15 protein-coding genes and 1 other RNA gene are annotated in these 15682 nt (G+C 47.8%); 9 read left to right on the plus strand and 7 right to left on the minus strand.

Translation table 11 applies throughout. The annotated features are described in order from the left end of the window. Nucleotides 1-53 precede the first annotated feature (53 nt). The 4 genes from BUB37_RS13085 to BUB37_RS13100 all read left to right on the plus strand — a co-directional run bounded on the left by BUB37_RS13085 (nt 54) and on the right by BUB37_RS13100 (nt 5257). A complete protein-coding gene (locus BUB37_RS13085; RefSeq protein ID WP_072994263.1) occupies nt 54-2153 on the plus strand; it encodes a DUF349 domain-containing protein in 2100 nt (699 codons plus the stop codon). Between the two features lie 109 nt (nt 2154-2262). After that, complete coding sequence (locus tag BUB37_RS13090; RefSeq protein WP_072994264.1) at nt 2263-3111, plus strand: hypothetical protein; 849 nt, start codon at nt 2263-2265, stop codon at nt 3109-3111. Between the two features lie 122 nt (nt 3112-3233). Further along, entirely contained in the window at nt 3234-4463 is a 1230-nt protein-coding gene (locus BUB37_RS13095) for a sensor histidine kinase (RefSeq protein WP_072994307.1), read from the plus strand. Between the two features lie 278 nt (nt 4464-4741). Next, nucleotides 4742-5257 carry a DUF3124 domain-containing protein gene (locus BUB37_RS13100; protein ID WP_072994308.1) on the plus strand — a complete coding sequence of 172 codons (516 nt, stop codon included), beginning with the start codon at nt 4742-4744 and terminating at the stop codon, nt 5255-5257. Between the two features lie 95 nt (nt 5258-5352). On the opposite strand, the gene rny is transcribed toward BUB37_RS13100, so the two are convergent. The 4 genes from rny to BUB37_RS13120 form a co-directional block, all read right to left on the minus strand. Continuing rightward, on the minus strand, nt 5353-6921 hold the full coding sequence (gene rny / locus BUB37_RS13105; protein ID WP_072994265.1) for a ribonuclease Y: 1569 nt from the start codon (nt 6919-6921) through the stop codon (nt 5353-5355). Between the two features lie 48 nt (nt 6922-6969). Next, nucleotides 6970-7079, minus strand: a non-coding RNA gene (gene ssrS, locus BUB37_RS13110) — 6S RNA. 54 nt (nt 7080-7133) lie between these two features. Further along, a complete protein-coding gene (locus BUB37_RS13115) occupies nt 7134-7430 on the minus strand; it encodes a cell division protein ZapA (RefSeq protein ID WP_072994266.1) in 297 nt (98 codons plus the stop codon). A 15-nt stretch (nt 7431-7445) separates the two neighbouring features. Next, the gene (locus BUB37_RS13120; RefSeq protein ID WP_072994267.1) at nt 7446-7736 is read right to left on the minus strand and encodes a hypothetical protein; all 291 of its coding nucleotides are present in this window, start codon (nt 7734-7736) and stop codon (nt 7446-7448) included. Between the two features lie 193 nt (nt 7737-7929). On the opposite strand from BUB37_RS13120, the gene BUB37_RS13125 reads away from it, so the two are divergent. Further along, a complete protein-coding gene (locus BUB37_RS13125) occupies nt 7930-9621 on the plus strand; it encodes a M23 family metallopeptidase (protein ID WP_072994268.1) in 1692 nt (563 codons plus the stop codon). Nucleotides 9622-10042: 421 nt separating this feature from the next. Beyond that, nucleotides 10043-10702, plus strand: coding sequence for a hypothetical protein (locus BUB37_RS13135; RefSeq protein WP_072994270.1), 660 nt, complete (start codon nt 10043-10045; stop codon nt 10700-10702). A gap of 26 nt (nt 10703-10728) precedes the next feature. Here BUB37_RS13135 and BUB37_RS13140 read toward each other — a convergent pair whose 3' ends face one another. Next, on the minus strand, nt 10729-11877 hold the full coding sequence (locus tag BUB37_RS13140) for a cysteine desulfurase family protein (protein ID WP_072994271.1): 1149 nt from the start codon (nt 11875-11877) through the stop codon (nt 10729-10731). Between the two features lie 113 nt (nt 11878-11990). Between BUB37_RS13140 and BUB37_RS21795 the strand changes: the two genes are divergently transcribed. Next, on the plus strand, nt 11991-13007 hold the full coding sequence (locus BUB37_RS21795) for a hypothetical protein (RefSeq protein WP_072994272.1): 1017 nt from the start codon (nt 11991-11993) through the stop codon (nt 13005-13007). 1 nt (nt 13008) lies between these two features. On the opposite strand, the gene BUB37_RS13150 is transcribed toward BUB37_RS21795, so the two are convergent. Further along, nucleotides 13009-13554: a Smr/MutS family protein gene (locus BUB37_RS13150; RefSeq protein ID WP_072994273.1), complete on the minus strand. Its 546-nt coding sequence runs from the start codon at nt 13552-13554 to the stop codon at nt 13009-13011. A gap of 37 nt (nt 13555-13591) precedes the next feature. Between BUB37_RS13150 and BUB37_RS13155 the strand changes: the two genes are divergently transcribed. Next, the gene (locus BUB37_RS13155; RefSeq protein ID WP_244526833.1) at nt 13592-13918 is read left to right on the plus strand and encodes a DUF2752 domain-containing protein; all 327 of its coding nucleotides are present in this window, start codon (nt 13592-13594) and stop codon (nt 13916-13918) included. Nucleotides 13919-13933: 15 nt separating this feature from the next. Then, nucleotides 13934-14269 carry a CCC motif membrane protein gene (locus BUB37_RS13160; RefSeq protein ID WP_072994274.1) on the plus strand — a complete coding sequence of 112 codons (336 nt, stop codon included), beginning with the start codon at nt 13934-13936 and terminating at the stop codon, nt 14267-14269. A 138-nt stretch (nt 14270-14407) separates the two neighbouring features. Here BUB37_RS13160 and rocD read toward each other — a convergent pair whose 3' ends face one another. Continuing rightward, entirely contained in the window at nt 14408-15652 is a 1245-nt protein-coding gene (rocD, locus tag BUB37_RS13165; RefSeq protein WP_072994275.1) for an ornithine--oxo-acid transaminase, read from the minus strand. Nucleotides 15653-15682: the final 30 nt, after the last annotated feature.

The raw sequence follows: 15682 nt of genomic DNA on the forward strand, positions 1-15682 counted from the left end.
CGCGGACTTATCAATAAACGCAGTTGCGGGCCTGAAAACAAATATAAACGACCATGTCTGAAGATAAGAAACTTCAAGAAAATATCGAAGAGAAAGGCCAAACAACGGAGGATTCGACACCCCAAAACGGGGTAGAAACCCAAGAATCGGCCCAATTGTCCGATGTAAAAGAGGTTGAGAAAGCGGAACCGCCAAAAACCGAGGAGCCGGAAGAAGGAGGCGACCAACCCGTGGCTTCCGATAAAGAGGGCACCGCGGAAGACGGCGATGTTCAAAACCCCGACAACACCGAGGATGTTCTCGAAGAAATTGACGAGAACAATGCCGAAGATGCCGAGGACACCGATAACGAACACCGCCATAACATTCCCATGTTGGACTACCATTCCATGTCTATGGAAAATTTGGTGGGCGAACTTCAACGACTTGTCCGAAATGAAAAGGTACAGGCCATCAAGAAACATGTAGATGGCATAAAAGCGGAGTTCGACCTAAAATTCCAAGATTTTATAGAGCAAAAGAAGGAAGACTTTATTGCCAACGGGGGCAACGAAATCGACTTCAGGTACAACTCGGTTACCAAAAGACAGTTCAATGAGGTCTATGCCGATTATCGCGAAAAGCGAAACCAGTATTACAAAAATCTTGAAAAGGACCTCAAGAACAACCTAAAGAAACGCCTCGAGATCATTGAAGAGCTGAAAGGGCTTGTCAACGTGGAAGAAGATATGAACACCACATACAAGACCTTTAAAGACCTTCAAGAACAATGGCGCAACGCCGGACCCGTTCCACGTACCCACTACAACGATGTATGGCGTACCTACCAGCACCATGTAGAGATCTTTTACGATTTCCTGCACCTGAACAGGGAGCTGCGCGACCTCGATTTCAAACACAATCTGGCCGAAAAGGAAAAACTGATAAAACAAGCCGAAGCCCTGGCCACCGAACCCGACCTGAACAAGGTGTTTCGCGAGCTGCAGATACTCCATAAAATCTGGAAGGAAGACATTGGTCCCGTCGGACAGGAACATCGCGACGAGATATGGGAACGCTTCAGCAATGCCACCAAGGTACTGCACCAACGAAGACAGGACTATTACAAGCAACTCGATGCCGAATACGAAAAAAACTGGGAGAGAAAACAGGTCATCATTGCCGAAATAGCCCATTTGGCGAACAACGTGGCGAACAACCACAAGGGACTGCAACAGCAGATCAAAAAGGTCGAGGAGCTTCGCAACGACTTCTTTGGTGCCGGCAAGGTACCCCGAAGCAAAAACGAAAAGACCTGGGCCGAGTTCAAGGAAGCGGTACGCAGCTTCAACCGCAATAAAAACGCCTACTATAAAAACCTTAAGAAGGAACAACAGGAGAACCTCAACAAAAAGAGGGCCTTGCTCGATCTGGCACTTTCCTTAAAAGACAGTGAGGATTACGACACCACCACCCCCGAAATGAAGCGCATTCAGGCGGAATGGAAAAAGATAGGCCACGTCCCCAGAAAATATTCCGATAAGATCTGGAAAGAGTTCAAAAGCGCCTGTAACCATTACTTCGACCGCCTACATGCCTTAAAAAACAAGGGGCAGCACGAAGAGGAAGAAAACTTGGCGAAGAAAGAAGCCTGCCTTGAAAGGCTAAAGGCCCTGGAACTCTCCGACGATCGCGATGCCGACCTGCAGCGGCTCAAAGATTTTGTTGCCGAATGGAAGTCGTATGGCCGAGTGCCCTTCCGAAAAAAGAACATCGACCAGAAGTTCAATAAAATATTGGATGCCCTGTTCAAAAAGCTCGGGGTCAGCCATCAGGATGCCGAACTCATCAAGTACGGCAACAAGGTACAGGAACTGGCCCAAGCCGAAAACGAACGGGCCATTCAGAACGAACGCAGTTTTATCCGTAAAAAGATAGAAGAATACAAGGGGGAAATCCGACAGCTCGAAACCAACCTGCAGTTTTTCTCCAATGCCTCGGAAGACAACCCCTTGGTCAAGGATGTAATAGACCGTGTCAACAAGCACAAGGAAGCCCTTGCCACCTGGAAAGCGAAATTGAAGAAATTGAACATCTTGGAAAACAGCATGAACCGCGAGGCCGAAGCGACGGAAGACGAAGAAACGGAGGACACCGACGAGGCCACCGAGTAAGGGCCTGCCTCTTCCAAGTCTTTTCCCAAGCCAATTTTATATACACATTTCCCTTTGGCCGCCAAGATCATGGCGGCCCAAATCGAACCCCTATAAATCGGATAACAAAATGAGAGCACAAACCCTAGTATCGATCGTATTTGCCCTATTGACCCTTTCAGCCAATGCCCAGAAGGGAAACGACGGCATTCCAAAAGCGAAAAGGTTCAATAAGCAAAAAGACCTGCTCCTGGCCCAATTCGATTGCAAAACCGACGTAGACGACCTACATACCATTGCCGCTTTCAAGACCCTGGTATCGCAACCCGAATTTTCCGATATCCACTACCATGCCGTGGCCGGCACCTATGGCGTTCAAGAGGGCCTCTATGTACCGCCCAACGAATTGCTCGAATTGGCTTTTGGCCAAAACTGGACGGATGCCCATGAAAACTTTGAGAATGCCGTTGAAAAGGTAAAGAAACTGGTTCTGGCCACATTAAGGGACAACGGCAATATATGGATAGCCGAGGCCGGCCAATCCGACTTTTCGGCGGCCCTTATAAAGGCAGTAAAAAAAGACATGCCCAAACTGAACAGCCTTAAGCGTTTTCACGTGGTACAGCACAGCGATTGGAACGAAAAGGTAACCGACGGCAACAGCTTAACATATGTAAAGGAAAACACCACCTACCACAAAATACAGGACGGCAACGAAGTGGGCAACGGTACCCCCGGCTTCCGTTCGCCGAGCTACAGGCAATGGAAAACCAAAGTTTCCGACAAAAAATTGAACGACGTATGGCAATTGGCCGTTGACCTGGGCCTGAAGTACAACGGTAAGGATGGGCGCTACAATAACGAGGCCGTCGCCAAGGGCGGTCTTGATTTTTCCGACCTGTCGGAAACCTGTTATATCCTTGGAATCGAAGACATTAAAGACGTTTCGGGGTTCTTTGAACGCTATTCCTCAAAATAAGCCCGCACCACCAAGCAATATTACCCTGTCCATAAACGTTTGAATGGTTCTGCATGTACGTTAAAACCCAAAAAAAAGAAGGGTTTGGCCTACATATTAGCTATCGTTCAATAAATGGGCACATGATCAAACCACAAATTCCCCTCAACGAAAAAGAGCGATTGGTTGCTTTGGAAAGCTTTCATATTCTGGATACCACAGAAGAGGAAGCCTATGACGCCATCACCCGAATTGCGGCGGCTATGTTCCATACCCCAATGGCCTTGGTATCACTGATAGACACCGATCGGCAATGGTTCAAGTCGCACCATGGTATCGAGGTTACCGAAACCCCACGTGAACTGGCCTTTTGCGCCCATGCCATAAACGCTCCGCATGACTTGCTCATTGTTGAAGACTCTACCAAGGACGCACGTTTTAAGAACAACCCCTTGGTCATCGACGAGCCCAAGGTGCGATTCTATGCCGGAGCCCCTTTGAACACCAAAGACGGCCTTCCCATAGGAACCCTATGTGTGATAGACACCAAGCCCCGAACCGATTTTACGCCCGAACAGGAAGCCAGTCTAAAGTCCTTGGCCAACCAGGTAATGGCCCAACTGGAACTCCGTCGCCAAAACATCCACCAAAAACTGATCAACGAAGAACTCACCCAGAAAAACGATCAACTCAAACATTTCACCTATCGCCTTGCCCACGATATGAAAACGCCCCTGCACGGTATAAGCACCTTGGTCGGTTTTATAAAGGAAGACTACCTCGATTTCTTAAAGGAGACGGAAATACCCGATTGGCTAAATACCATCGATGACCGCGTCAGCTATATGGAAGCCCTGATCAACGGTATAATCAAGTACACCAACTTTATGAACGGCCAAATACAGTTCAACTCCTTCAACATAGCGGAAGAACTTAAGGGCATCGAAGAAAAAATCGGTCTTACGCCCCATTTGGACCTGGTCTTGACCAACTGCCATCACCAAATAAACCATTCATTAAACGGTTTTGTTCAAATCTTTTCCGAGTTGATGACCAATTCCCTAAAGTTCTCCGAACAAGGCCAAGCCCGGATAGAAATAGCCTTTTGTGAAGAAGACGATTATTACACCTTCACCTATGAGGACGACGGGCCCGGTGTCCCCGAACAGCTGTGGGACAAAGTTTTCCTTATGTTCGAAACGATAAAAAGGACCAACGCCACCGATACCGGTTTGGGTTTGGCCACGGTAAAGGCCATCATAGAAAAATTGGGGGGCACAATAGAACTGGGGCGCCGGAAAGAAAATCGCAGCGGCATCCGTTTTTACTTTACCTTGGCCAAAAAAAAGCCATACACCTCCCGCCTAGCGTAGAAGTCCGGTACCCATAGCGCCGGCAAGCCCAACAACCTAAGGGAGGCTTTTCCTTTCTTGGCCCCGTGGCCCTCAAAAAACGGATTTGGCCTGGATCAGGTACAATTCGGCGGTCAGGCAGGTCCCTTGTCATGTAATCCGTTTTTCAGGAGAAGACCTTCTTCGACAAAACCAGCATCCGGCAACCGATTTTTACCCGAAATTTGGTAGTTTTGGATATGGGACCCTGTACGTATAGGCAACCTTCGGCAAAGAACCCTTATGAAATTCCACACCCTATGAAAACACTCTTTACATCGCTGGCCGCATCGTTACTGTTTTTGGGGTGCGACCTTGAACCCAAGAAGGAGATCAGTTCGTTCAATCCGGAAAATTGGTCGAAAAGAAAGATCGACATTAGCCAAAAGGACAGCCTTGACCACGGCAAGTCGTATCTTTCCATCTATTCACAGATATACAGCCTATCGGAGCACAAGACCCACAACCTGACGGCCATGGTCAGCATGAGGAATACAAGCGATCAGGACACGATCTATTTATTGAAGGCGGAGTATTTCGACACCCACGGCCATCCGATACGGACCTATTTCGATTACCCCCTGTACCTGGCCCCCATGGAAACCACCGAAATCATCATAGATGAGGTGGATATTGAGGGAGGCACCGGCTCCAACTTTATCTTCGAATGGAAAATACCTGCCAACTGCCCCGAACCCATGTTCGAAGGCGTTATGAACTCGACCATGGGACAGCAGGGTATTTCCTTTACCACCCAGGGAAAACGGATAAAATAGACGGACGCCTTGCCCGCCACTATCCCTAGACCGAAGACCTAACAAAAAAGGGCCGCTAAAGCGGCCCCTAAACTTATTTTGATAAAGCGGTCAATCTATTTCGCCACGTTTACCGAACGGGTTTCCCGGATGACGGTTACCTTTACTTGGCCAGGATAGGTCATATCGGTCTGTATTTTTTGCGAGATCTCAAAAGACAACTGTGCGGCTTTATCGTCGCTTACCTTTTCACTTTCGACAATGACCCGCAATTCCCGACCTGCCTGAATGGCATAGGCCTTTTGCACGCCCCCGAATCCGAAAGCGATGTCCTCGAGGTCCTTTAGCCTTTGGATATAGGAATCGAGTACCTGCCTACGGGCGCCGGGCCTCGCACCGCTAATGGCGTCGCAGACCTGTACGATCGGCGAGATCAGCGTATTCATTTCAATCTCGTCGTGGTGGGCGCCGATGGCATTGCATACATCGGGTTTCTCTCCGTATTTTTCGGCCCATTGCATACCCAAAATGGCGTGTGGGGTTTCAACTTCCGCCTCGGTATTCGGCACTTTGCCTATATCGTGCAAAAGTCCCGCCCGCTTGGCCAGTTTCGGATTGAGCCCCAGTTCGGCGGCCATTACCCCACAGAGCTTGGCGACCTCCCTCGAGTGTTGAAGCAGGTTCTGTCCGTACGAAGAACGGTATTTCATACGCCCAACGGCCTTTACAAGTTCGGGGTGCAAGCCGTGGATACCCAAATCGATCACGGCCCTTTTACCGACCTCAACGATTTCCTGTTCGATCTGTTTCTCCGTTTTTTTGACGATCTCTTCGATTCGTGCCGGATGGATTCGCCCATCGGTAACCAATTTATGGAGCGACAAGCGGGCCACTTCGCGGCGGACCGAGTCGAAACAGGACAATATAATGGCCTCGGGGGTATCGTCTACGATGATCTCGACTCCCGTTGCCGCTTCCAAGGCCCGAATGTTACGTCCTTCGCGGCCAATGATACGCCCTTTTACATCGTCCGATTCAAGGTTGAAGACGGAGACGCAGTTCTCGACGGCCTCTTCGGTACCGATCCGCTGAATGGTATTGATAACGATTTTTTTGGCCTCTTGTTGGGCGGTGAGCTTGGCCTCCTCCAAGGTGGTCTGGATGTAGGCCATGGCATCGGTCTTGGCCGTTTCCTTCAGCGATTCCAACAATTGGCCCTTGGCCTCCTCTGCCGAAAGGCCCGAGATAACCTCCAACTGCTGTACCTGGTTTCGATGGAGCTTATCGAGCTCCGCCTGTTTTTTCTCGAAGATAGACTCCTTATGGGCTACCTCCTTGATCTTGGCGCTGAGCTGATCATTGAGCTTTTTGTTCTTTGCAAGCTCACTGCTCACTTGCGATTCCTTGTCACGGGTACGCTTTACGGCCTCATTTATCTTTTTGTCCTTGCTGACGATCACCTTTTCATGCTCGGCCTTAAGTTCAAGAAACTTTTCCTTGGCCTGAAAGATCTTATCCTTTTTGATATTCTCCCCCTCGACCTTGGCATTTTTAATGATGGTATCGGCTTCCCGTTTGGCATTGGCCAGTATTTTCGATGCCTTACCCTTTTCCATGAATTTCGCGATGGCAAAACCTACCGCGATTCCTATGATTGCTACTATTATTAATGTTGCACTATCCATATATTGAAAATTTAATATAAAAAAACCCACATCGGCGAAGTTTTGTACAAACTCCTAAAAACAGGTTTAGGGCTAACAGATTGCTCAAGGATCCTTATACTAGTAAGGCCTGCTTTTACAACCTAAACTCACCCTTTTTAAACAAATTAACGTTGAGTTTGTCAAAAGATAATACCAATGTGGGCAGTAACTTATGCTATTTTAAAGAACGTCTACTTTACACTAAGCTTCGATGTGACCAACTGCTCGAGCGCCTTTAGGCGTTCGGTGGCCTCTTGGTTGTTTTCGGTCTGATCGATACCGCGCTGTTCGATCTTCGATGCGAACTGCAATGCGCACATGGCAAGTACATCCTGTTTATCGCGCACGGCATAACTCTGTTCAAACTTTTTTGCCAATTGTTCGATATTCTTGGCCGCCTTTCTCAGACCTTCCTCTTGGCTGGGATCGATGGTCAAGGGATACACCCTATCGGCAATGGAAAGTTTTATTTTGAGCTTTTCCGACATTTTTTTCCTCTTCTGTTATTCGGCCAGTTGGGTTATACAATGGTCCAACTCCCTTATCAAAGCATTTATCTTAAGCTTAGCTTCAGTCTTATCTGTATTACTGCCAAACATCGTGCCTGCCAATTTAAGCGAATTGTATTTCTCTTCCCAATAGGAAACGGAATCATGAACCTTGTCCCTTTCATTTTTAAGGGCCTCGAGTTCGTTTTCCAATTTGGTATTAGCCTGATGGAGCAATTCCATTTTATGCAATAACTTGCTGATTTTGTTCTCCAAAGAATCGACTACTGTCACCAATTCACTCATAGTTTCAAACGCGATGCATTTTACACAAAGTTAACATACCTTGGGCTTCCTAGCAATTCTTTTTTCAATTATTCTTGAAGTAATACTTTAACTGCCCGTTTAACGTTCATTCCCAGTAGGGAATCTATTTTTATAAGTTTCATTTTTCAGGAATTAGATCCGATTGGCTAATTTCGTAGCTGTAACTATTACTATGGGCAAAAAAATTTTATCGCTTTTACTGTTTAGCTGCGTTTTTGGATTCGCGCAGGAAAAATACCCTACGGACGCATTTCGATCTCCCTTGGATATACCTGTCGTACTGGCCGGGACCTTCGGCGAGCTTCGGTCGAACCACTTTCACTCCGGAATCGACATAAAGACAAAACAAAGGGAGGGACTCCCCGTTTACGCCATTGGCGACGGCAGCGTCACCCGGATAAAAATATCGCATTGGGGCTATGGAAAAGCGCTGTATGTGGCACACCCGAACGGCTACACCTCGGTCTACGGCCACTTGCAAAAATTCTCGCCTACCATTGAGGCCTACATCAAAAAGATCCAGTACAGGAAGAAATCGTACGAGGTCGAAGTTTTTCCCGACTTCGGGGAACTCAAGGTCGAGAAAGGGGAGCTTATCGCCTATAGCGGCAATACCGGAGGCTCATCGGGGCCGCACCTCCATTTCGAAATCAGGAGCAGCATCTCGGAGAAACCTACCAACCCCCTTTTGTACGGCTACGAGGTAAGGGATGCCACCAACCCGACCTTGGAAAAGCTCTATGCCTACCCCCTGTCCGACGATGCCGTGGTCAACCAAAGCAAGCAGGTCATGGAACTTCACTTTAAAAAACAGGAGGACGGCAGCTTTTTGGCCGAGAAGGTCAATGCCGTCGGTACCATCGGCTTCGGCTTTGTCGGCTACGACCGCCAAGATCTAGCGGCCAACCGAAACGGGGTATATTCGGTACAACAACTGGTGAACGGCACCAAATACACGGAATACGACTTTGAAAAGTTTTCGTTCTCCGAAACCCGGTACATCAACACCTTGATCGATTACGAAAGGTATGGCAGGTACCGCCAGCGGATCCAGAAACTCTTTAAGGCCCCCGGCAACAAGCTAAGTATCTACAATACGCTATACAACGACGGCAAGCTGGATGTACGGGAAGGCCTCAGCTACAATGTAGAGCTCTTGATAAAAGATTACGAGGGCAACATTACCAAGGCGGTAATACCCGTGGAGGGCAAGGTCGAACCCGTCATTGTCGACAAGGAAGAGGAAAAGACCGAGAACTACGTTATTGCCAAAAAACCCAACAACTACGACCTGGGAGGGGCCAAGGTCTATTTTCCGGCCAACACCTTCTACGACGATTTTTACATCGATTTGAAAAAGGGCGACGACACGGTCACCATTCACAACAACAGGGTGGCCGCCCATAAAAACTTTACCATTACCTTTGATGTTTCGAAGTACAGCCCCGAAGAAAAAAAACAGCTTTTTATCGCCCGGTTGGACAGCCGGTTAAGGCCGCACCACTCCTCTACCTATAAACGCGGCAATACCTTTACCACCCGTACGCGCAACCTTGGCACCTATACCTTGGCCAAAGACAGCCTAGCCCCCAAAATCAGGCCCAAAAACTTCAAGGATGGACAATGGCTCAACAATTATCGCTACCTAAGCCTGAGGATTACGGACGACCTCAGCGGCATTAAGTCCTATTCGGCAACCTTGAACGGAAAATGGATACTGATGGAGTACGAGCCGAAGACCAATACGCTTACCTATAATTTTGACGATATCATTCTCGATCAAAAGGAATGCAAGTTGGAACTCACCGTAACCGACAACGTCGGAAATTCAAATACGTACACCAGTACCTTTTTCAGAAAATGAACCCTTTTCGTGCATAATCGATTTGTAGGCCTATCTACGAGGCCCTGTTTCCCCTCGACACGGAGACAAGGCGCCGTAGTACAGGGGTGCCGCAAAGGCAAGCCTGCCCCCTATCGCACGGGTCGGCATAAAGCCCCTTAGGTTTACCGGGGTAGATAAAGGGATTATAAGCATGCCGATTTGGGAATTTCCCATATTTTTGCGGAAGGAAAAAGGCACTACCCGAACAACCACTGTCCGATCCGTTTCGACAAACTTGGTGCCGGAGTAGAAAGCTTTGATTTTTTTTAACACCCGAGATCCAATTGCCAATACGGGATCAAGGGATGTTGGGAGCAAAAGAGCATAGGCCGTTCCGATTGATATGACCGGACGGTCAACGAACATTTGATAGCGATTGCGTCTTTAACAATTCAGACCGATGAAAAGAATTTTTTACATTTTGTCCTTTTTGGTCCTGGCACAGGCCAGTGCCCAAAAAAACATTTATGAGAGCAACAGGTTCGACCAACTAAGTGAAGGGCATAAAATTCTGGCCATTATTCCCTTTTTTGCCCACCTCGACCTAAAGGACGAAATTTCCAAAAAGGAATTGCGCTCCTTGGAAGAAAAAGAGGGGTATGCCGTTCAAAATGCCCTTGAAACCTATTTCTCAAAGCGCAAGAAAAAGAAGAAATTTTCCGTAGAGTTTCAAAACATCAAAAATACGAACGCCATTTTGGCCCAGAACAACATCACTTTTGACAACATTGACGTTTACACCATTAAGGAACTCAGTAAAATTTTGGGGGTAGACGGGATCATAAGCGGCAATATCGACCTTAACGTGTTGCTTTCAAAAGGGGTCTCGACCGAGTTCAGCTTTATGGACTATTTTTCGGGAAGTGCCGATTACGGACGTATCGGGGTAAAAATAAGCGATGGCGCCAGCGGAAAACTACTTTGGAAGTACGAAAAGCAGATCAACAAGAAGTCGGGAAAGAACACGAACGACTTCATTGACCGAATGATGAAACTTGCCGCCCGGAAATTTCCTTACGACCGCGAAAAGCGAAAAGACAGAAAAAAGGAAACCGGATAAGCTTCCGGTTTTTACCATCGGCGCGATCAATCCTCGACAAAACCTTTCAATACCTCGACGGTATAGTCGAGCTCTTCCTTGGTGTTGTATTTTGAGAAGGAAAACCTCAACGAAGGTTTTTTCATGTCCCCTTCGTCCAGAATTTCGGAAAGTACATGGGAGGCCGTATCGCTTCCCGATTGGCAGGCGCTTCCCCTTGAGCAGGCAATGCCCTTAATATCCAGATGAAACAAAAGCATGAGGGCCTTTTGGGGATCGATGGGCAAACACACGTTCACCAAGGTATAGGTACTTTTTTCCATATCGCCCGAATGCCCGTTCAATTTGGCCTTCGGTATCCGTTTCTTTATTTGATCGATAAAGTACCGCTTGAGTCCCGCTACATACGCCATTTCATTTTCCAAGTTGTCATAGGCGGAAACAAAGGCCTCTTCAAGTCCCACGATATTGTGGAAAGATTCGGTACCGGCCCGGTATCCACGTTCCTGTGCCCCACCTGAAATCATGGGTTTCAAACCAGAATTTCTCCGTATAAAGGCAAAACCGATACCTTTCGGCCCGTGGAATTTGTGGGCCGCCGCCGCCATAAAATCTATGGGGGTTTCCTGTACGTCCCAAGAATAATGCCCTATCGATTGTACGGTGTCGGAGTGAAAATACGCCCCGGTTTCGCGGCATAGGACGCCCACCGCATTGACATCCGTAATATTGCCGATCTCGTTGTTCACGTGCATCAAACTGACCATTTTCCTTGAATCGTCGGCCTCCAAAAGTTGCTTTAGGTGCTTCAGGTCGGGATTGCCGTATTCGTCAAGGTTTACGAAGCGCAGGTCTATCTTTTCATTTTCCCGCAGGTCCTCCGCGGTATGCAATACGGCATGATGCTCGATCTTCGAGGTAATCAGGGTCGAAACCCCCAAGTCCCTGACCGCACAACGAAGTATCATATTGTCGGCCTCGGTGCCGCCCGAAGTAAAGATAATCTCCGACGGGTGGGCATTCAAATATTTGGCAATGGTCTTTCTCGCACTTTCGATGGCGGTCTTTGCCGTACGCCCGAAGCTATGCGTAGATGAGGGGTTGCCATATACGTTTGAAAGGGCTTCCTGCATTTTTGCTATGACGTTTTCCCTGACCCGGGTCGTGGCGGCATTGTCTAAATACACTTTTTCCATTACGAAAAAATCTATGGGATTTCGATTATCAAGGGCCCAAAATTAGAGGATCTAAAGTTAATTTCTCCCTAATTCCCCATAAACTTGTGCTTAAATTACTTTAAATTTGGGCCATGAAGAAAATCATGTTTTTATGTTTGTCGACGCTCTGGTTCAGTGCCTGCGACGATGGGGACCTACAAATAGAACAAGTTGATTTCGATTCGGTGAGCATAAGTACCTGTGGCGATGTGGACGATGCCACAGAAACTACCTTTTTCTTTAAGATCGATGGTGATGAAGCCTTGCTTTTAAACTTGGAGAGCGGGTTGTTGGCAAACGAGACCTCAAGCCCGGAAAGCATCTCCAGTAGTATTCCCTCTTCATCAAGTTTAATCTACCGGTTCTTTTCGGACGATGTTTCCCAAGATTATTTTTGCGATGTGATACCGTCGGTCGAGCCCGTCGTTTTGGAAGAAAACACGGCCACCGCCGGCGATATCAATATCGACACCCAAGTCGGTTCGGCAACGGAAACCGGTAAAAACTACCGCCATACGATTTCCATTACCGGCCTATCGCTGACCAATTCGCAGGGCGAAAGCATTACCGATGCCTCTACCTTTGAATACGGCACCTTTACCACCAGTACCGACAACAGTGCCCATTTAGACACTCCTTTTTCGAACTACCTCGCCATAGACGCTTATTCGGAATGCTCGGAAAGTCCGTCCGGGTCCGCTGTCCGTTTGTACAAAACAATCAACGACGAGTTCATAAGCCTGGATATCCCTTTGGGGGCATTGGCCGCTTCGGCCACTCCTGATTCCGAACCCCGACAGGTAGATTTGGCCGACGCCCTTTTTAGGTACGTAGTGGTAGACACCTTGGCTACCGACGACATGGCCTGTACAACAGCCCCACTTGGCGAGGAAATCGAAGCCTGGTACTACGAGTCTACCTCGGGAACCCTGAACATAGAAACCGTAGTAGGCGATACCGATGAAAACGGTACGACGACCTACACACACACCTTTACCCTAGACAGTCTTGTCCTGACCCTAAAGGCCAACGATGAAGACGATAGCGATACCACCCTCGACCTGATCGAAAACGTGGAAATGGGCAGCTATACCACCTTTGGCAACTAAACTAATGGTTTTGGAGGATGTACACTTCGGTTGCCCCCATTCCATACTTTTGGTAATCGGCATCGTAGTACCTTACGTTGTCGTACCTTCTAAAAAGGCTGTAGAGCTCTTCCTTTAGCACCCCCTCCCCGACACCATGTATAAACACCATTTTTTGTATACGTTTGCGAATGGCAAACTCAAGCTGCCTTTTGGCGGTGTCGAGTTGTAGATTGAGCATATCGAAATTGGACAGCCCCTTTGTTGATGGAACCAACTGGCCAATATGCAGGTCGACCTCCATTTTGGGCGCGTTCCGCTCTTTGGGCCTAACCGCGGGGCCCCGTCTTTTTTTGGGTGCTTCCTTTTCGGCCTTTACCCTACTGGCCTCAAGATTACTGACCTGAATTTGCCCCTTGTCGACCTTGACCAATTCGTCAGGTGCAAAATTCAATAGAAATCCATCACCGGTTTCTATGGTTATCTCGTTTTCGGCCACTTTGGCCACCCATCCACTGATCACATCGTCCAAGGTCTCAACCTTGTCCCCTATTTGAAAAACGGCCATGTTTTATTTTATATCCACAAAAATAATGGTATTTTTCGTGAACAAATTTTATGAGGTGACCAAAATGTACCTAAGCCATTTTTTTTTAAGCATCGAAAACTATATGCTTCCCTGCTATACCAAAAAATTGTGGGGCTTCGATTGTCCGGGCTGTGGTCTGCAAAGAGCCGTGGTGTTTCTATTAAAGGGCGATTTTTTGTCGGCATTTGAAATGTACCCCGCAATTTACACCATTCTACCCCTGCTTGTTCTTTTGCTACTCGATGGTTTTTCGAGGGTAAAGATCAACAGTCTTCTTATTGTTTCACTGACTATTGCAAGCGTTGCCCTTATCTTGGGCAATTACATACTAAAATTTATATAACTAAACCTTAAAATTATGGAACAACAAAAATTACCCAACGTAACCATAGCCCTCGTTTTGGGCATAGTTTCCTACATCTGCTGTTGCTTTAGCATTGGCATCGGAGGAATTCTACTTTCGGGAATCGCTTTTTTCCTAACCTCCAAAGACGAAAAACTATACAAGGAAAATCCGGGGAACTATTCGAACTACAGCCAATTAAAAACGGCCAAAACGGTCGCCATTATCGGATTGGTATTGGGCGTAATCGCCTTGGTCTGGACCATTGTCTCCATTATGCAGATGGGAGGATGGGCCGCCTATATGGAACAATATCAGGAAATGATGGAGCAATGGGGCATCGAACAATAGCAAGAACGACCGGTTCGCAGTTATCCCAACACCAAGGCACATGAAATCTTTGGGTAACTAGCCGGGCCGTTCGACAACAAAAAATCCCTTCCAAGGAATTCCTTGGAAGGGATTTTTCCATCCGGTCACTTGTCCCGATTACCTTTCGAACCGCTTCAGGGTGGTTGTAATGATCGAAACGCAATCCATCAACTGCGCTTTGTTCATCACCAATGGAGGTGCAAATCGGATAATATTGCCATGGGTAGGTTTGGCCAACAGGCCGTTTTCCTTCAGGGCCACGCAAATATCCCAAGCCGTGGAACTGTCTTCGGTATCGTTGATCAAAATAGCGTTCAACAGGCCCTTGCCGCGCACTTGGCCAACAATGTTGCAAGTAGGGATGAATTGGTTCAATTCGTTTCTAAACACTTCGCCCAAGACCCTTGCGTTCTCGGCGAGGTTTTCATTCTTTACGACTTCCAAAGCCGCCATACCCACCGCGGCAGCTACGGGGTTACCGCCAAAGGTACTACCGTGGTTTCCCGGGCGTATGACGCCCATAATCCCATCATCGGCCAAAACGGCCGAAACGGGATAGGCCCCTCCCGAAAGCGCTTTCCCCAAGATCAAGATATCGGGTTTGACGTTTTCATGGTCTACCGCCAACATCTTACCCGTCCTGGCAATCCCCGTTTGTACTTCGTCCGCTATAAAAAGCACTCCGTGTTTTTCGCACAGGGCCTTGGCCTTGCGCAAATAGCCTTCAGCAGGTACGTAGACCCCGGCTTCGCCCTGGATAGGCTCTACCAAGAACCCGGCAATGTTGTCGTTGGACTTCAAAGCCGATTCCAAGGCCTCAAGATTGTCGTATTCGATCTTAATGAATCCGGCCGTATAGGGCCCGAAATTCTTTCGGGCAACGGGATCGTTGCTAAACGATATGATGGTGGTGGTCCTACCGTGGAAATTATTCTCACAGACAATGATCTGCGCCTCGTTTTCCGGAATCCCTTTTTCTTCGTAAGCCCATTTTCTACAGATTTTCAACGCCGTCTCTACGGCTTCCGCCCCGGTATTCATGGGCAGCAGTTTGTCGTACCCAAAGGTTTTGGTCACATATTTTTCGTAGCGGCCCAACATATCGTTGTAAAAGGCCCTGGAGGTAAGGGTCAATTTTTGGGCCTGATCGGTCATGGCCCGTACAATTTTTGGATGGCAATGCCCTTGGTTTACCGCGGAGTAGGCCGAGAGAAAGTCGTAATATTGCTTTCCTTCAACGTCCCAAACGTACACCCCTTCACCCCTACTCAACACAACGGGCAGGGGGTGATAATTGTGCGCTCCGTACTTGTTTTCTAAATCGATCGCTTGCTGCGATGTTAATTGCTCTAAAACAGCCATTTCATTTTAAATTAAAATTGATAAAACAAC

It is taken from the genome of Pseudozobellia thermophila, assembly GCF_900141855.1.
GTDB classification, from domain to species: domain Bacteria; phylum Bacteroidota; class Bacteroidia; order Flavobacteriales; family Flavobacteriaceae; genus Pseudozobellia; species Pseudozobellia thermophila.